18 protein-coding genes and 1 tRNA gene are annotated in these 15,743 nt (G+C 74.2%); 12 read left to right on the top strand and 7 right to left on the bottom strand.

Annotation, left to right across the window (positions count from 1 at the left end):
- Positions 1-152 precede the first annotated feature (152 nt).
- The 4 genes from AB0E05_RS31050 (at position 153) to AB0E05_RS31035 (ending at position 2,354) form a co-directional block, all read left to right on the top strand.
- Positions 153-929: an SDR family oxidoreductase gene (locus AB0E05_RS31050; RefSeq protein ID WP_361969766.1), complete on the top strand. Its 777-nt coding sequence runs from the start codon at positions 153-155 to the stop codon at positions 927-929.
- Entirely contained in the window at positions 926-1,423 is a 498-nt protein-coding gene (locus AB0E05_RS31045; RefSeq protein ID WP_361969763.1) for an SRPBCC family protein, read from the top strand. The genes AB0E05_RS31050 and AB0E05_RS31045 overlap by 4 nt, the downstream gene beginning before the upstream one ends.
- Positions 1,424-1,485: 62 nt before the next feature.
- Positions 1,486-1,854, top strand: a complete 369-nt coding sequence (locus AB0E05_RS31040) for a metalloregulator ArsR/SmtB family transcription factor (protein ID WP_361969760.1) — start codon at positions 1,486-1,488, stop codon at positions 1,852-1,854.
- Complete coding sequence (locus AB0E05_RS31035) at positions 1,851-2,354, top strand: SRPBCC family protein (protein WP_361969758.1); 504 nt, start codon at positions 1,851-1,853, stop codon at positions 2,352-2,354. The genes AB0E05_RS31040 and AB0E05_RS31035 overlap by 4 nt, the downstream gene beginning before the upstream one ends.
- An 84-nt stretch (positions 2,355-2,438) precedes the next feature.
- Here the strand turns inward: AB0E05_RS31035 and AB0E05_RS31030 are convergent, their stop codons facing one another.
- A complete protein-coding gene (locus AB0E05_RS31030; protein WP_361969755.1) occupies positions 2,439-2,687 on the bottom strand; it encodes a hypothetical protein in 249 nt (82 codons plus the stop codon).
- A gap of 194 nt (positions 2,688-2,881) precedes the next feature.
- Positions 2,882-4,345 carry an alpha/beta fold hydrolase gene (locus tag AB0E05_RS31025; RefSeq protein ID WP_361969752.1) on the bottom strand — a complete coding sequence of 488 codons (1,464 nt, stop codon included), beginning with the start codon at positions 4,343-4,345 and terminating at the stop codon, positions 2,882-2,884.
- A gap of 278 nt (positions 4,346-4,623) precedes the next feature.
- On the opposite strand from AB0E05_RS31025, the gene AB0E05_RS31020 reads away from it, so the two are divergent.
- The 3 genes from AB0E05_RS31020 to AB0E05_RS31010 are packed head-to-tail and all read left to right on the top strand — an operon-like array spanning position 4,624 to position 6,759.
- Entirely contained in the window at positions 4,624-4,974 is a 351-nt protein-coding gene (locus AB0E05_RS31020) for a hypothetical protein (RefSeq protein WP_361969749.1), read from the top strand.
- A complete protein-coding gene (locus AB0E05_RS31015) occupies positions 4,971-6,362 on the top strand; it encodes a hypothetical protein (protein ID WP_361969747.1) in 1,392 nt (463 codons plus the stop codon). Before AB0E05_RS31020 ends, AB0E05_RS31015 begins: the two co-directional genes overlap by 4 nt.
- 49 nt (positions 6,363-6,411) lie before the next feature.
- Positions 6,412-6,759, top strand: coding sequence for a hypothetical protein (locus AB0E05_RS31010; RefSeq protein WP_361969744.1), 348 nt, complete (start codon positions 6,412-6,414; stop codon positions 6,757-6,759).
- 461 nt (positions 6,760-7,220) lie between these two features.
- Here AB0E05_RS31010 and AB0E05_RS31005 read toward each other — a convergent pair whose 3' ends face one another.
- The 5 genes from AB0E05_RS31005 to AB0E05_RS30985 all read right to left on the bottom strand — a co-directional run bounded on the left by AB0E05_RS31005 (position 7,221) and on the right by AB0E05_RS30985 (position 12,566).
- Positions 7,221-8,099 (bottom strand): bacterial transcriptional activator domain-containing protein, encoded by an 879-nt coding sequence (locus tag AB0E05_RS31005; RefSeq protein WP_361969741.1) that lies wholly within the window; start codon positions 8,097-8,099, stop codon positions 7,221-7,223.
- A gap of 68 nt (positions 8,100-8,167) precedes the next feature.
- Positions 8,168-9,193, bottom strand: coding sequence for a selenide, water dikinase SelD (gene selD / locus AB0E05_RS31000; protein ID WP_361969738.1), 1,026 nt, complete (start codon positions 9,191-9,193; stop codon positions 8,168-8,170).
- Complete coding sequence (locus AB0E05_RS30995) at positions 9,190-10,959, bottom strand: SelB C-terminal domain-containing protein (protein ID WP_361969735.1); 1,770 nt, start codon at positions 10,957-10,959, stop codon at positions 9,190-9,192. The genes selD and AB0E05_RS30995 overlap by 4 nt, the downstream gene beginning before the upstream one ends.
- Positions 10,959-12,386, bottom strand: a complete 1,428-nt coding sequence (selA, locus tag AB0E05_RS30990) for an L-seryl-tRNA(Sec) selenium transferase (RefSeq protein WP_361969733.1) — start codon at positions 12,384-12,386, stop codon at positions 10,959-10,961. Before selA ends, AB0E05_RS30995 begins: the two co-directional genes overlap by 1 nt.
- 85 nt (positions 12,387-12,471) lie before the next feature.
- Positions 12,472-12,566 (bottom strand) — tRNA-Sec (locus AB0E05_RS30985).
- A gap of 331 nt (positions 12,567-12,897) precedes the next feature.
- Here AB0E05_RS30985 and AB0E05_RS30980 point away from each other — a divergent pair.
- The 5 genes from AB0E05_RS30980 (at position 12,898) to AB0E05_RS30960 (ending at position 15,577) form a co-directional block, all read left to right on the top strand.
- Positions 12,898-13,602, top strand: a complete 705-nt coding sequence (locus AB0E05_RS30980; RefSeq protein WP_361969730.1) for a hypothetical protein — start codon at positions 12,898-12,900, stop codon at positions 13,600-13,602.
- Positions 13,603-13,609: 7 nt separating this feature from the next.
- Positions 13,610-14,137: a hypothetical protein gene (locus tag AB0E05_RS30975; RefSeq protein ID WP_361969727.1), complete on the top strand. Its 528-nt coding sequence runs from the start codon at positions 13,610-13,612 to the stop codon at positions 14,135-14,137.
- Positions 14,134-14,664, top strand: a complete 531-nt coding sequence (locus AB0E05_RS30970; RefSeq protein ID WP_361969724.1) for a hypothetical protein — start codon at positions 14,134-14,136, stop codon at positions 14,662-14,664. The genes AB0E05_RS30975 and AB0E05_RS30970 overlap by 4 nt, the downstream gene beginning before the upstream one ends.
- A gap of 115 nt (positions 14,665-14,779) precedes the next feature.
- Positions 14,780-14,986: a hypothetical protein gene (locus AB0E05_RS30965; RefSeq protein ID WP_361969721.1), complete on the top strand. Its 207-nt coding sequence runs from the start codon at positions 14,780-14,782 to the stop codon at positions 14,984-14,986.
- 54 nt (positions 14,987-15,040) lie between these two features.
- Positions 15,041-15,577, top strand: a complete 537-nt coding sequence (locus AB0E05_RS30960) for a hypothetical protein (RefSeq protein WP_361969718.1) — start codon at positions 15,041-15,043, stop codon at positions 15,575-15,577.
- The last annotated feature ends 166 nt before the right edge of the window (positions 15,578-15,743 follow it).

Below are 15,743 nucleotides of genomic sequence, written 5' to 3'. Positions count from 1 at the left end.
ATGCTGATCACGATCGATCGGCAGCGGGTCGGCGGCAGGCCATCGGGGGGCGGCGCATCCGCGCCCGATTCGTCCAGCTGTGCCCCTGTGCAGGAGCACCCTCCGCCCGCGAACGAACAGCATCAGCAGCAACCTCAGCGAAGGAGCCGACCATGTCCCGCACCTACCTCGTCACCGGAGCCGCCTCCGGCATCGGCAAGGCCACCGCCACCCGGCTCAAGGAGCAGGGGCACGCGGTCATCGGCGCCGACCTCAAGGACGCCGACATCGTCGCGGACCTCGCCACCGCCGACGGCCGGGCCCATCTCGTCGAGCGCGCGGGCGAGTTGAGCGGCGGGCGGCTCGACGCCGTGATCGCGAGCGCCGGTCTCGCCGGTTTCGCACCGCGCGTGGTGAGCGTCAACTACTTCGGTGCGGTCGCCACCCTGGAAGGGCTGCGGCCCCTGCTGGCCGCCGGTACGGACCCGCGCGCCGTCGTCATCAGCTCGGTCGCCTCCGTCCACCCCCACGACACGGCCGTCGCCGAAGCCGCGCTCACCGGCGACGAGGAAGCGGCGCTGGCCGCCGCCCGGGCGGCGGTCGACCGGGGGGAGGGCTATGCGATCTACGGATCGACCAAGGCCGCCGTCGCCCGCTGGGTACGCCGCACCGCCGTGACCGCCGACTGGGCGGGCGCCGGCATCCCCCTCAACGCCATCGCCCCCGGAACCGTCGCCACCCCCATGACGGAACCCATGCTGACCAGCCCCGACCTGCGCAAGATCGTGGACGAGGCGATCCCCATGCCGCTCCACGGCCACGCCCGGCCGGCGCAGATAGCTCCCCTCCTGGACTGGCTCACCTCCCCCGAGAACCACCTGGTCACCGGCCAGGTCGTCTTCATCGACGGCGGCGCCGACGCCGTGCTGCGCGGCGACGGCACGTGGTGAGCCCGTCGAGGGAAGCGGCGGACGGCCAGGAACGCGCCGCGGCCCCCGAAGGCCCGTCCGTGCACGTGCTCACCCGCACCGTCGTCGTCACCGCCGACCCCGATGACGTCTGGCAGGTCATCGGCACCTTCGGCGGCCTCGCCGACTGGCACCCCCTGCTGCCGCCGTCGGTGATCGAGGACGACGCCGATCCCGAGACGCCCGGGGCGATCCAGGCGTTCTCCGTCAACGGCCGCGTGGTCATCCGGGAACGGCTCCTGGAGAAGGACGACGCGCGCAGGATCCTCCGGTACGCCATCCACGAATCCGCCGTTCCCGTCTCCGACTACGTCGCCACGCTGTCCGCGCACCCGCACGACGCGGGCACCGAGATCCACTGGGCCGCGACGTACGAGGCCGCCGACGAACTCGTCCCCGAGATCGAGAAGCACTTCGGAGACACCATTTACGCCACCGGCCTGGACGCCCTCAAGGAACGCTTCACCAGGCAGTAGGGGCGACGACCGCCAGGCGCTCGGCCACCCCTCATTCGTAACCTGCGGGTTACACTTCCCTCATGGATGAGGTGACCAACGCCATCGCGGATCCCGTACGCCGGGACATCCTCTTCATGCTGCGCGGGACCACCCTCACCGCCGGCGAGATCGCCCGTCGCTTCCCCATCAGCCGCCCGGCGATCAGCCGGCACCTGCGCGTCCTGCGGGCATGCGGCCTGGTGCACGACGAGGTCACCGGCACCCGGCGGCTCTACCGGCTCGACCCGGCGGCCCTGACGGAACTCGCCGAGTGGATCTCCGTCCTGCGCACCCCGGCCGGCTGGGACCACCGCCTGGACGCCCTGGAGACCGAGGTCCACCGCACCCGCCGCGAGCGGGCCGAGCACCGCCCGACCCAGCACCGAGAGCGCACGGAGGACACCGCATGACTCCCGTACCCACCGGTCGGCTCGCGCCCACCGCCGACGGCCACGACCTGACCCTCACCCGCACCTTCCGGGCCCCGATCGACGACGTCTGGGCCAGCGTCACCGAGCCCGAGCGGACGGCGCGGTGGTTCGGCCCCTGGGAAGGCGACGCCGCACCCGGCCGCACCGTCAAGGCCCGCCTGTCCTTCGAGGAGGGCGCACCGTGGTGCGACCTGCGCATCGAAGCGTGCGAGCCGCCTCGCCGCCTGGTCGTCTCCCTGTCGGACGAAGCGGGCGACTGGCACCTGGAGCTGCGGCTGTCCGCCTCGGGCGGCACGACGGAGCTCCAGTTGATCCACCACCTCAAGGACGCGCAGGGGATCGGTGAGATCGGGCCGGGCTGGGAGTACTACCTGGACCTGCTGCGCGCCGCCCACGAGGGGACGGACAAGCCGGACTTCGACGACTACTACCCCGCCCAGCGCGACTACTTCGCCGCCCTCGCCGCCCTCGCCGGCTGAGGTCCGTGACCGCGCAGGTTCACCGTGACCGACCGGTGCGATCGGTCACGGTGCAGCGGCGCACCGTCGCGGGACCGGGGTGCTTCACGGCCGGGTGGCGTCGGCCGGATCGGACTGCCTGGTCGGGCCGGTCACATCGGAGGTGCAGGTGATCGTGCCTCCGTCCCCGAAGGTGAGGGCCGTGCCGCTTACGCCACCGTGGAAACGGTAGGTGTGCCCGGGCCGATGGGGCCGGACCAGTACGTCGCGCAGCGCCCGGGCCGTGAGGGCGAGGTGCGGGACGACCTCCCACCTGCCGGAGTCCCGACCGGAGGTGAGCAGTCGGAAGGTCACGCGCTGCCCGCGCTCCAGGTGGCCGATGGCGAAGACCGCTTCCCGGGGCCCTGTTCGAGGTCCGGGCGCCGCCGCACACCCCATTCGGCCTCGTGGGCGGAGGTCGCGGCGGCGTCCAGGACCTGACTGCCGTCGGCGAACCGTCCGTCACCGGCGTGGACGCGGTGACAAACGGTTCGGCCGACGTCCAGCCGTCAGGACGGTGCCGCCGGGCAACGGGCGCCCCGTGGCGGGACGACCAGGTCGGTGAGGTAGCGGTTCACGGCGCCCTCCATGCACGGGCCGCTCGTCGCGCTGCCGTGGCCGTGGCCCTCGTAGGTGAGGAGCGCGCCGCTGCGGCCGAGTTGACGGGCCACCGAGACCGCCCCGGGGTGGCCCGTCGCGGGGTCGTGCAGCGCGTTGGTCAGCAGGACCGGCGGGACGCCGCGGGCGTCCAGGCGGTGCTGCGGGTTCGCGGTCGGCGCGCCCAGGCAGGCCGCGACCATGTGCACCGGCAGTAGGTACGGCAGGTCGGGCGCGGTCGTCCGCATCGTGGCGACGAGTGAGGCGTACTCCCGGTGGTCGCGCACCGGCAGACGCCAGTCCGAGCAGAAGACGGGGGCGGCCGAAGGCAGCGGCTCCACCGAGGTGGGTGACGCGGGCAGCGGGTCGCTCGCGTCCATCGTCGCGATCTTCGTGGCCAGGCCCGCGTAGTCGGCCCCGTAGAACTGCCGGAACGCGACCTTGTTGACCAGGTCCGGGGAGGACAGCGGGGCGCCCGGCTTCGCCGGGTCCGCCAACTCGCCCCGTTCGGCGCGGGCGAGCAGGTCCTGCCAGACTGCACGGACGTCGCGGTCGTGCAGCGCGCACTCCGCGGCGCCGTCGCACCACTTCACGAACTCCCGGAACGAATCCTGGGCCGCGGCGGCCTGGGACCGCAGGAAGCCGCGGGTGGTCGGGACGCTGTGGTCCATGACGCTCTCCAGCACCATCGCGCGCACGCGGCGCGGGTGGGTCTCGGCGTACTGCGCGCCGAGCAGCGTCCCGTACGAACTGCCGTGGAAGGTCAGCTTCCGCTCGCCGAGCGCGGCCCGGAGGGCGTCCAGGTCCCGGACCGTCTGGGCGCTGTCGAGATGGTCGAACACCGGGCCGGTGCGGGCCCGGCAGTCCGCCCGGAGCCGGCTGTTGTACGCCGTGGTGGCGTCGAAGTCCGCCTGGCTCTTCAGCTCCGGCGACGGCCGCGCGGCGAGCAGGTCGCGGGAGCAGGTGATCGGGCTGCTGCCGCCCACGCCGCGCGGGTCGAAGCTGACGACGTCGAACCTGCGGCGGACCTCGGGGCTGAAGCGGTGGGCGCGGTCCACCACCGTCGCCACGCCCGAGTCGCCCGGACCGCCGGGCCCGAACACCAGCGAGCCGACGCGCGCGTCGGGGTCGGCTGCCTTGCGCCGGGCCACGGCCAGGTCAAGCCTCGGCCCGTCCGGGCGGGCCCAGTCGACCGGCACCGACAGCGCGGCGCACTCCGCTCCCGGGCTCTCGGAGCCCCCGCACGGCGCCCAGCGCAGGGGTTCCGCGGCGGGCGACGCGTGGGCCGCGGGGGCGACGGCGAGGCCGGCGACGACGGCCGTCGTCACGGCCCGCGCGATGACGCGCCGCACCGCGGGTCTCCTGCTCAGCAGCATGGTTCCTCCTCCTTGCGGGACGCGCGTGTCGACGGGCGGGCCCGGTCGGGGCGCCCTGGTCACGCTAGGGCGTTGGCGCCCGAGTGGCGCGTCTGTCAGGGGCATTTCCGGGTCGACTCGGGGCCGGGTCAGGGTCGGGCCTCCGTCCGGTCGGCGGCGCCAGGGGCCGTGCCGCAGGGCGCGAAGCGGTCCGGGGCAGGTCAAGGATCTCTGTCGGCCCACTGCTGTCGGCGACTGCGCGGGCCTATCCTCGGAGCACTTTTCCGCTTGGGGGAAACATGACAGTCGACAGTGGATGGTACGGAGTCAACCCCGCTTCACTGGACGGAAGTTCGCACCTCCTCTTGGAGATCGCCACCCTGCTCCACCAGGGCCGGCCCGACGCCGACCTCTCGGTCCAGGCCCGTCGGCCGAGGGCCCACTGGGAGGTCGGGGTCGCCGTGGAGCACTTCGCCTACGAGACCAGGACCCAGTACGACAACGCCGTCGCGCTGATCGCGGCCCTGTCCACCAAGCTCCGGGCCGCCAAGGGCGCCTACGCCGAAGCCGACGCGGCGACGAAGGCCGCGCTGGACGCGATCGTGCTCCACGGCAAGCACGTCCCCGCCCACGAGAGGCCGCAGTTGTGACGCGCCGGGAGGACGTGGAGTTCCTGGAGGTGTGCAATCCGGCGCTGATCGCCCAGAACGGGGAGGAGTTCTGCCGGATGCACCGGCTGATCTCCTCCGTCGACGGCGGCATGTTCGAGGCGTCCGGCAGCGGGTGGGACAGCAAGGCGGCCGATGCGTACGGCAAGCGGCTCGACGAGGCCCACGACCTGCTCACGGGGCTGTCGTCCGCGTACAAGACCGGCTGGCAGGCGCTGGTGGCGTACGCCGACGGGGTGACCGCGGCGAAGCGGCGGTACGAGGACGGCCAGCACACCGAGAGGCTGCTGTCCCAGACGATCGCCCGCGTCGCGGAGGCCAAGAGCCCCACGGCTCGCGAGGCGGAGCCGCTGCGGCGGTGGGAGGACCTGCGCAAGAGCACCGGCATCCTCGACGCCGTCGCCGACTTCACGGTGGACGTGGACTCGATCCGGGAGGAGGCGGAGAGCTACTACGCGCAGACCCGGGCCGCGTACGGGGACGCCGAGCGGATCGAACGGGACGCGCGGACGGTCTGCGTCGCCGAACTGTTGCAGGCGCGGAAGTCGCTCCCCGTCTTCCACGGCCCGACTCCGGACCCGGCGACCCTGCTCGCCGGGATGCCCGCGTTCGGTGCCGAAGCGGCGCAGGCCCAGCAGGATCCGAACGTCCAACTGCCCGGCACCGGACCGAAGTCGGACACCGCCCTCGGGCAGCCTTACACCGACAAGGTGTCGCCGAAGCTGGCGTCGATCCGGGCCCGCATCGACGCGCTGGGGCTGCCGCCCGCCAAGGACCAGAACAAGTGGCTCCCGTCCGACTCGGACCAACGGCGCCGGGAGTGGATCGAGGCCAACCGGGGCTATCTGCTGGACGCCGCCGCCTCCACCGGCATCCCGGCGGACGTGCTCGCCGGCGTCGCCTGGCAGGAGGTCGAGGGCGACCCGAAGATCGTGGACGACATCGTCGACACCTACCGGCAGAACAAGGAGTGGTTCGCCCCCTGGACCCGGCAGGCGGCCGACTGGCTCGGGATGGGCGGGGAGGCGGACCGGACGTCGATGGGGCCGATCGCGATCCAGATCCGGCGTTCCGCGGAAGTCCTCGGCTACGACCCGCAGAATCTGACGGGGACCCAACGCGCGGAGATAGAGCGCGCCACCCAGAACCCGGGCACCAACATCTACATCGCGGCGGAGTACCTGGCGCAGCTGAAGGCGGAGAGTCCGTTCGCCCTGGTGCCGGCGGAGCAGATGACGCCCGAGCAGTACCGGGAGCTGGCCGCCCGCTACAACGGCGGGCCGCAGTGGCAGAGCGCGGACGCGCAGGCGTACGGAGGACGGTTCGCGAGGACCCTGGACGAGGCGAGGCAAGCACTGAATGGACCGTGAACCACCCCCGGGCACGGGGCAGCCACCGCCCGCGCGAGCACGCCTGCGGGTGGGGCCCGTTGGCCGCTCCGTGCCCTCCTGGGCCGCGCCGGTCGCGCCGGCCGCGCGGCGGCCGGGGCTCGCGGCCGGGTGGGGGTTCGTCCTGCTGCTCCTCCACACCCTCGGCGGCTATCTGCTGCTGGTCGCCCTGATGTCCCGCTCCGAGGGCCCGTGGGACCGCTCGGTCACGGGCATGGTGCGCGGCTTCGCCGGCGCTTGCGCCGTGGTGGAACTGATCGCCGCGGCGGTGACCTTCGGCTGCGTGCGGTGGGGGGTGCTGCGGGTCTGGTGGTACGCGCCACCCGCACTGCTGCTCGTCACGGCGCTGCTCCGGATGGTCTTCGCCCCGGTGCCGTGACACGGCCGTCAACCGCCCGACACGTGGTCGGCCTGAACCACCGCGGTTGCGCCGTGCTGCGTACGCAGCAGTGGCGTCTGCGGCCTGTCGGTGGTTGTTCACGCAGTTCCGCCCCCTGTGCCCTGGTGGCACGGGGCCCAGCGCCCCTGTACCTCCCGCCGTGGCCCTGCGCGAGCGTTGGCCTCTGCGGCCCGGTGGGGCGTGTTCGCGCAGTTCCCCGCGCCCCTGATTCGCTTCCCCCGCCATTCGTCTGCGGGCTGGGGCAAGGGGGTATGGGGGCGCGGGGAACTGCGCGAACATCCATAGATAGGCCGCAGACGCCATGACTGCCCATGCATCACGGCGCAACCGCGCCCGTTAGGGCACCGGTACGGGGCACGGGGCCGGCGGGCACGGGGCCGGCGGGCACGGAGGCTGCGGTCGGGGGGCGGGGCCGGCGGGCCCGGCCCCCGGGCCGGGCTTCAGCGGCCGATCGCGCGGCCCCGTGCCTGCATCAGGATTTCGCCGGGGGCGATGCCCAGGGACCTGTTCAGGCGGTTGCGCATGTGCTCGTACACGTCGAGCGCCGCGACCCGCATGCCCGCCGCCGTCAGCGCGTCCATCAGGATCGCGTGCGAGGACTCGTTGAAGTGGTCCTCCTCGCAGGCGCGCCGGGCCGCGACGATCGCCTCCTGCGGGCGGCGGGCGTCCAGGGCCGCGCGGGCCAGTTCCTGGAGGTGGCCCGTGTGTTCCAGCATCAGGGACTGGTGCGTGTGGTGGTCCACGCACTCCGCCGGCACCCCCTCCAGCAGCCGGCCGCGCCACAGCGCCAGGGCGCCCTGGAGGTGGCGCAGCCGGTGCAGCGGGTCGGTGAGTTGTCGGGCGCGTTCGACGGCGTGCCGGAACCGCGCCAGGTCGGTGAGCACGGCGCCCGTGCCGGCGCCGTCGGTCAGCGCGTAGCCGGACGGCTGGGTCACCACCCCGAGCCCGCCGTCCGTCGCGGTCAGCAGCCAGGACCGCAGCCGGTGCGCCCCGGTGTGCAGCCGCTGCTTGGCCTGGGCCGTCGAGCGGTCGGGCCACAGCCGGGCGGCGAAGTCGTCGGCGTTCACCGGCAGCGGGTGCGCCAGGGCGAGCGAGCCGAGCAGGGCGCGGACGACGGCGCCCGAGGGGGCGGTGTGTCCGCTGGGGCCGAGGAGGACGACGGGGCCCAGGATGCCGACGCTGTGCAGCGGCAGGGCCGTGGTCGAGGCATCGCCGAACGCCTCCCCGAAGGTGTCCGGCTGTCCGGGGCCGTGGTCAGCGAGCCCCTGGGCGATGTCGCCGGTGATCTGCATGGTTGACCCCGTTTCGTCGTTGGTCATGTGACTAATGGGTCCTGTGGTTCTTCTGTCTCGTACGTCGTTTCAGTCCTTCGACTCGGTCCGGTCGCTCAACGGAGCACCAGGGTGTGGCCCCGGTACGGCAGGACCTCCCCGATCACCGGATGGCCGGGCAGCTCGCCGGCGAGCAGCAGGCCGCCCGAGGTCTGGGCGTCCGCGAGGAGCAGGGCGGTGAGTTCGTCCGCGGCGGTGAGGTCGGAGTGCGGGGCGACCCAGGCGAGGTTGCGCCGGGTGCCGCCGCTGATGTGCCCGGCCGCCGCCGCGGTGCGGGCCGCCGCGAGCACCGGCACCTTCTCGACGTCGATCGCCAGCGTCACCCCGGAGGCCCGCGCCAGCCGTTGGGCGTGCCCGAGGAGCCCGAAGCCGGTGACGTCCGTACCGCCCCGGACGCCGGCGGCGGTGGCCGCGGCCGACGCGTCCCGGTTGAGCGTCGTCATCACCTCGACGGCCTCGGGGAAGACCTCGCCGGTCGTCTTGTGCGCGGTGTTCAGCACGCCGACGCCGAGCGGCTTGGTGAGGGTGAGCGGCTGGCCGACGGCCGCCCCGTCGAGGGTGATCAGCCGGTCCGGGTGGACCGTGCCCGTGACGGACATCCCGTACAGCGGCTCGGGCGAGTCGACGCTGTGGCCGCCGGCGACCGGGCACCCGGCGCCGTGCGCCGCGTCCAGCCCGCCGCGCAGCACCTCGCGGGCCAGCTCCATCGGCAGCGAAGCGCGCGGCCAGGCCAGCAGGTTGATCGCCATCGCGGGGGTGCCGCCCATGGCGTACACGTCGGAGAGCGCGTTGGTGGCCGCGATCCGGCCCCAGGTGTACGGGTCGTCCACGACCGGTGTGAAGAAGTCGGCGGTGGAGATCGCGGCGAGGTCGGGGCGCAGGCGCACCACGGCCGCGTCGTCGCCGTGCTCGGGGCCCACCAGCAGGGCCCCCGGGCAGTCGCCGTCGGCGTCCGCCCGCGTGTCACCGTCCGTGGCGGCCCGGTCGGTGAGACCGCTGAGCAGGGTCTCCAACTCGCCGGGCGGGATCTTGCAGGCGCAGCCGCCGCCCTGGCCGAACCGGGTCATCCTCGGCACGTTCACGCGCGTCTCTCCCTCGTCTCTCCTGTGGGGTGCACCGTGCGCAGGTCGTCTGGTCCGCGCCGGGTGACCCCGAAGCGGTCCAGGTGCTCGATAAGTGGGAGGGCGATTCGACGGGGTACGTTCCACATCTGACGGGCTTGCGACACGGTGAACGGGCCGTCGGCGAGCGGCGCGAGGGCGCGCGCCGCCGCCGCGGGCACGTCCGCGGCCACGTGGACGACGTCGGAGAGCCTGACGAGCCGCCCGGTCTGCACGGCCAGCGCGAGAGCGCGCCGGTCGACGCCGAGCGCGGTCAGCTCGGCGGGCGTCGGCGCCAGGAACTCGCCCCGCACCAGCGCCCCTTCCAACGACTCGACGAGCTTGCGCGCCGCCGCCGGCAGGGGGTCCGCCACCGCCGCGGGGACGACCCGGCCGGCGCGCACCGCGAGTTCGGCGGGGAGCAGCGGGGCGAGCAGTGCGCGGTCCGGCAGCCCCAGGCGCCGGGCGAGCGCGCCCGCTTCGACCGGTTCGCCCCCCGCTACGGCCAGGGCTTCGGCGGCGACGCGGCGCCGCTCCTCGGGCGCCACGAGCCAGTCGCCGGCGACGGTCGACATCGCGGCGCAGTCCACGCCGATGCGGCGCAGCGCGTCGGCCCGTACGAAGCGGCGCGCGGCCGTCTCGTACGGGGCGTCGGGCGTGCCGGGGTGCCGCGCGAGGACGTCGGCCCGCAGGGCGCCGGCACTGCGCGGGCCCACGGGCGGCGGCGCGGGGTCGAGCACCACCGCGCTCCCCACCACCCGTCGGTGCTCGGTGACCACCGCGCGGTCCCCGACGCGCAGCGGCAGCGCCCGCGCCAGGGTGAGCCGCGCGGTGCCCCGCCCGAAGCGGCGGACGCGCGCGGGCACGGCGGCGGAGCCGAGGTGCACGGTGCAGCGGGCCGGGATGCGGGCGAGCAGCGGCCCGTACAGCCGTACGTCGACGGTGTCGCAGAGCGCGTACGTGCCGGGGCTGCACAGCGCCCGTCCGCGCAGCCCTTCGGCGGGGGCCTGGCCGCGGAGGTTGACGGCGACCCGGGCGGGCCCGGTGGACCGGTCGACCGCCCGCCCCAGCTCGTGCACGGCGCGTACGGTCAACGACGCCTGGTCGGGGCCGACTTCCAGCACGTCGCCCCGGGCGAGCGTCCCTTCGCGCAGAGTGCCGGTGACGACGAGTCCGTGTCCGGTACGGGCGAAGGCCCGGTCGACCCACAGGCGTACGGGCGCCTGCGGGCGGCCCTGCGGCGTCCGGTCCCGTAACTCCGCCAACGCGGCCGTCAGTTGGTCCATGCCCGCGCCGGTGCGGGCGCTGACGGCGACGGCGGGCAGCGCGGCAAGGCCGGTGCCGGCGAGGGCGGCCCGGGCCTGCGCGAGCGCGGGGCCGGGGTCGGCGAGGTCGCAGCGCGTCACGGCGAGCACCCCGTCCCGTACGCCCAACGCGTCGAGCGCGGCGGCGTGCTCCCGGGACTGCGGCATCCACCCGCCGTCGGCCGCGACGGCGAACAGCACGGCCGGCGCGGGCCCGGCGCCGGCGAGCGCGGTGCCGAGGAACCGTTCGTGTCCGGGCACGTCGACGAAGGCGACCCGCTCGTCCCCGCCCCCGGGGCGGGGCACGTCGGTCCACACGAACCCGAGGTCGATCGTCAGCCCCCTGCGCTGCTCCTCCTCGGTGCGGTCCGGCTCCATCCCGGTCAGCGCCCGCAGCAGGCTCGACTTCCCGTGGTCGACGTGCCCGGCCGTCACCACGACCATCACGGCCCGGCTCCCGTGCCCACGCCCGCCCCCGTGCCGACGTGCGTGGCGGCGAGGTCGGTCCGGGCCGGGGGCCCCGACTGCGGCTCGGGCTCCGGCGGCACCGGTCGTAGCGTCGCCCAGGCCGTGAGCACCGCGCCGATCAGGAGTTCGTCGTCCGATTCGTCGACCGTGCGCAGGTCCAGCACCAGCCGGCCCTTGCGCACCCGGCCCAACACCGGCCTGCGGCCGGTGCGCAGGGGTTCGGCGAGAGCGGCGGGGAGGGTGACGCCGGCGGACGGCAGGGAGAGACCGGGCGCGCCGCCACCGCCGACGACGGACGCGGTGTCGACCGCCGCGGCGTCCACGTCCGCGCCCCGCAGCCGGCGCGCCGTCGTCTCCGCGCGGCTCCGCAGCGCCTCGGGCGTACGGGCCAGGGCCGTCTGCACCGGTGCGGCCGGGCCCCGCAGTGTCGCTTCCAGTGCGGCGAGGGTCAGCTTGCCGGTGCGCAGGGCGCGGGCGAGCGGATGGCGGCGGAGGCGCTCCACCAGGTCCGACGTGCCGAAGAGCAGGCCGGCCTGGGGGCCGCCGAGGAGTTTGTCGCCGCTCGCGGTGACCAGGTGCGCGCCCTGGGCGAGCGCGGTGGAGACGTCCGGTTCGTCGGGGAGCAGGGGGCTCGGGGCGAGCAGCCCGGAGCCCACGTCCACGACCAAGGGGCGTCCCAACGCGGCGAGTTCGGAGATCGAGGGCGCGCTGACGTAGCCGGTCATGGCGAAGTTGGAGGGGTGCACGCGCAGCAGCAGCGCGGTGCGGTCGCCGATGGCGCGGGCGTAGTCGGCGACGGTGGTGCGGTTGGTGGTGCCGACCTCGCGGAGCCGCGCGCCGGTGCTCTCCAGCAGCTCGGGGAGTCGGAACCCGTCGCCGATCTCGACGAGTTCGCCGCGGCTGACGACGATCTCCGCGCCCTGGGCGAGCGCGGTCGCGGCGAGGACGAGGGCCGCGGCGTTGTTGTTGACGACGTGGACGTCACCGGCCGCCGGCACCGCGGCGCGCAGCGCGTCGAGCGCGCCCCGCCCCCGCTGCCCGCGGCGGTTCGCCGCCAGGTCGAGTTCCAGGTCGGAGGTGCCGGCGAGGTGGGCGACCGCGTCGACGGCGGCCCGGGACAGCGGCACCCGGCCGAGGTTGGTGTGGACGAGGACGCCGGTGGCGTTCAGCACCCGGCGGTGACGGGTGGGCGCGGGCGGCAGCCGGACGACCGCGTCCGCGACGGCTTCGGCGACGCTGCGGTCACCCGCGCGTAAGGAGCGCTGGACGCCCCGGGCCGCCTCGCGCACCTCGCCCACACCGATGCGGACCGCCGCGGCCCGCAGGCGCGGATCGTCCATGATCTCGCGAACGGACGGTATGCGGACGGACGGTATCCGACCGGGGACGTCGGTCTTCCCCATGTCACTCCTGACAGTGTCCCGGAGGCGGTGGTGCGGCGCTCGCCTGGTGCCGGTGGAGACGGGGTCGGCGAGCGGAAGGTTGAGACGGAGGTGGACGGGAGTCGAACCCGCTGACGCGCAAGGGAAACAACGTCCACCGGTTTTGAAGACCGGGGCCGGCACCGGCCGACGGACACCTCCGGACAAGATCTTCCAAGCCGGACTCCCTTCTGTCAACGAAAGTCCGTACCCGGGGCAGTTGGTGTGAGCGAGGTGAAAGCGGCTGGTGAGCGGGGTGACAGCGAAGTGAGAGCAGATGCGAAGGAGGGCGGGAGGAGCGGTGTGCCCGCCCGCAAGGCGCGCGGCAGCACGGGGCAGGCGCGAGGCGAGGCGCACCGCAGCGCACCCGCAGCCCCTGAACAGCCCACTGAAAGACAAAGGGCAGATACAGGACAGAAGCGTCTCCTACGGTGTGTTCCGGGCACGTCGACCGGCGCGCCCCACCTCGCTCGCTCCACCCCATGGAGGTCCCATGCAGGCCACGGCACACTCCACGAAGGCCCTGGCACCCGACGGGCGTTGGGTGTCCTTCGCCTGCCGCGCCCGCTCCGTGCAGGACGACTGGTACTGGCACTTCCGCCTGACCAGCCGCTCCATGGGCGTCGGCGTCAGCGTCACCGACCGCGGCTATCCGAGCGTCCTCATAGAGCAGCTCGGCAACCGCCTCGTCCAGCAACTCACCTACGACAACCAGCCGCTGCAACTGCTGGCCAACGCCGACGGCGACGGCTGGCAGGGCATCTGGACCGGCCCGCACCACTGCCTGATCATGGCGTTCCCCGGCGGCCGGGTGGACGCGGGCGCGGTCACGGGCGTGCTCGACCAGCTCGTCCTCACGGACACCGCGGCCGGGCTCGTCGTCAAGCCCCGCTCCTCCGAGGTCTCCTCCTGGAGCCTGTACGGGGTGAAGTTCACCTCCGGCGGCTCCGTGACGATCTATCCCGCGGCCGACGCCGCCCGCCTCGTCCCCGAGGGCTCCGCGGGCAAGTCCGTGGAGAACGGCGAGGTGTGGGTGAAGACGATGGGCATCGCGGGCGTGGAGCGGGGCCGCAAGTTCCTGCACTCCGGGCCCAAGGCGGTCTGCCTCGTCGACGACGAGCTGACCTCGGACACCGGCGTCGGCGCCGCCGACCAGGAAGAACTGCTCCAGTCCCTCGACGTGCGCTGGGGAGCGTGAGCGCGCCGTGCTGAGCGTCCTCACGGTGCTGCTCGTCCTCGCGTGGGCGGCCATCGCGTTCCTGACCTTCGGATACGCCGCGCTCGTCGCCAAGGTGCGGGCGCTGGAGACCGGAGGCGCCGCGCAGGCCGGCAACCCCTCGCGGCAGTGGCCCGAGCTGGCGCCGGGCAGCGCCGGCGGGCGCACCCTGGCGCTGGTCGTCTCCTCGTCCTGCCCCACCTGCGAAGAGGTCGTCCCGGCCTGGCCCGCGATGAGCGGCCCGCTCGTCGCCGCGGGCCAGCGCCCGGTGCTGATCGACATCGACGACTCCGGCCGCTGGCACGGTGCCGACGCCGGCGAAGTCGTCCGCGGCAGCGAGCTGTCCGCGCCGCTGCTGCTGGCCTACCAGCCGGCGCTGCTGGTCCTCGACGGCGCCGGGACGCTGCTGTCCGCGGAGCCCATCGGCTCCGTCGACACGCTCGCCGCGGCCGTCGAGGCGCACACCGGCGCCGCGCAGTCCACCCACCCTTCCCTCACCACGGGAGTCGCATCATGACCAGTGCCTTCCTCCAGTCCATCCCGGAAGTGGCCGTCAACCCGGACTCGGGCGCGAGCCGCGCCACGGCGACCGCTGAGCCCGCGCCCGTCGCACCGCCGCAGCGCTCCGGCGGGGGCGGCTTCGGCCGCCGCTCCTTCCTCCGTACGACGATGGCGGGCGCCGCCACCCTCGCCTTCACCGGCCTCGGCTGGCTCAGCGGCGGCGGCACCGCGCACGCCGCGGTGGGCCGCAAGTCCCGCCACCCCGCGCACTGCATGAACGTGAACGTGCCCGGCGACACGCCGTGTTGGGGCCGCGAGTACATCGCCGCCAAGTACTGCGCAACGGACGGCTACCACCGCACCGACACCAAGAACTTCGGCACGTACACCCACAAGTACAACTGGGAGGCCGCGTGCGACGGCTACGCCGGTTGGTACTGGAAGACCCGCGACGGCCGCACCGTGCACTGCTGGGACGGCTACTTCGACCTGAAGAAGAACGGCCGCACGACCCGTCACACCACGAGCTGCAAGAGCAAGTGACCGGCGGAGCAGCACCCTCCTAGACGCAGCGCCCTCCTAGACACCGGTGGCCGTCGCCGTCCCCCGTCGGCGGCGGCCACCGGACCACTCGTGCCGTTACGCAAAGGACCACCGCATGGCACTGGCCCAGCGCTTCGAAGCGCGCCGCCCCCGCTCGCCGGGGGTCTCCGCACTGACCGCCGCGGGCGTCGCCCTGCTGCTCACCGCCGTGGCAGCGGCGGGCGCCGCGTGGGGTCCGACCTCGTTGTATGGGGTGCTGTCCGCCGTCGCGGCCTGCGCGGTCGCCGTCCTGGCGGGGTACTCGCTCTCGGGCTCCGTTTGAAGCCACAACTCAGCAGGCTTGCTGACCTCGTCGGTCTGGCGGGGAACACAGAACGTGCAGTACTTCGTCCGGGGACTCTTCCTCGGGGGCGCGTCCACCGGGCTGCTCCTCATGCTGCCCGCGGTCCTGTTGCAGACCGCGGTGCCGCTGCCGGCGCTCAGCGCGGCGCTGGCGCTCGCGACGGCGGTCTTCCTCGCCGTCGAGGTGGGGCTGCTGCCCTTCCGCATGCCGCAGAACGCCCGGCTGGTGCCGAGCGACATCGTGGTGCGCACGGACGGCAGCGGGGCGCTCCAGTTCGGCTTCGAGATGGGCACGGGCCTGCGCACCTTCGTCCCGTCGCACCTGCCGTACGCGGCGATCGCGGTCCTGCTCTTCGCGGGCCCGTGGTGGGCGACGCCGCTCGGCGGCCTCGCCTTCGCCTTCGGCCGCTCCCTGATGGTCCGCTCCGCGGTCCGCTCGGGCGACGCGTCCGCCTGGGACCGCGCCTTCGCCGCCCGCCGCGCCCCGATCCTGGCGCTGTGCTGGACGGTGGCGGTGCTGGCGGGCGGGTTGGCGGTGGCCCTGCAACACGGCGGCTGGACGCTGTTCTAGGCCGTGTCTGACGAAGACCCCGGGCGCCGGTTCCGAACCCCCTTGGAGCCGGTGCCCGGTCCGCGCCCGGCTCCTCGGGTGAGCCTGGGAGCCGGGCGCCCCCCTCTCCCGTGTCCGGATGTGACACGAGCCCGTCATTGCCGTCGTCCGCGCAGCGGCCGACGAT

The organism is Streptomyces sp. NPDC048057 (assembly GCF_040653095.1).
Lineage (GTDB): Bacteria > Actinomycetota > Actinomycetes > Streptomycetales > Streptomycetaceae > Streptomyces.
Note: the sequence above shows the minus strand (reverse complement) of the source record. Positions and strands in the feature narration are given on the sequence as shown.

Excerpts from the sequence above, each read along its gene's own strand:
- AB0E05_RS30965 (WP_361969721.1), top strand. The coding sequence starts at position 14,780 with ATGGCACTGGCCCAGCGCTTCGAAGCGCGCCGCCCCCGCTCGCCGGGG.
- AB0E05_RS30970 (WP_361969724.1), top strand. The coding sequence starts at position 14,134 with ATGACCAGTGCCTTCCTCCAGTCCATCCCGGAAGTGGCCGTCAACCCG.
- AB0E05_RS31025 (WP_361969752.1), bottom strand. The coding sequence starts at position 4,345 with ATGCTGCTGAGCAGGAGACCCGCGGTGCGGCGCGTCATCGCGCGGGCC.
- AB0E05_RS31035 (WP_361969758.1), top strand. The coding sequence starts at position 1,851 with ATGACTCCCGTACCCACCGGTCGGCTCGCGCCCACCGCCGACGGCCAC.
- AB0E05_RS30995 (WP_361969735.1), bottom strand. The coding sequence starts at position 10,959 with ATGGTCGTGGTGACGGCCGGGCACGTCGACCACGGGAAGTCGAGCCTG.
- AB0E05_RS31005 (WP_361969741.1), bottom strand. The coding sequence starts at position 8,099 with ATGACCAACGACGAAACGGGGTCAACCATGCAGATCACCGGCGACATC.
- AB0E05_RS30980 (WP_361969730.1), top strand. The coding sequence starts at position 12,898 with ATGCAGGCCACGGCACACTCCACGAAGGCCCTGGCACCCGACGGGCGT.
- selA (WP_361969733.1), bottom strand. The coding sequence starts at position 12,386 with ATGGGGAAGACCGACGTCCCCGGTCGGATACCGTCCGTCCGCATACCG.
- AB0E05_RS31050 (WP_361969766.1), top strand. The coding sequence starts at position 153 with ATGTCCCGCACCTACCTCGTCACCGGAGCCGCCTCCGGCATCGGCAAG.
- AB0E05_RS31040 (WP_361969760.1), top strand. The coding sequence starts at position 1,486 with ATGGATGAGGTGACCAACGCCATCGCGGATCCCGTACGCCGGGACATC.
- AB0E05_RS31020 (WP_361969749.1), top strand. The coding sequence starts at position 4,624 with ATGACAGTCGACAGTGGATGGTACGGAGTCAACCCCGCTTCACTGGAC.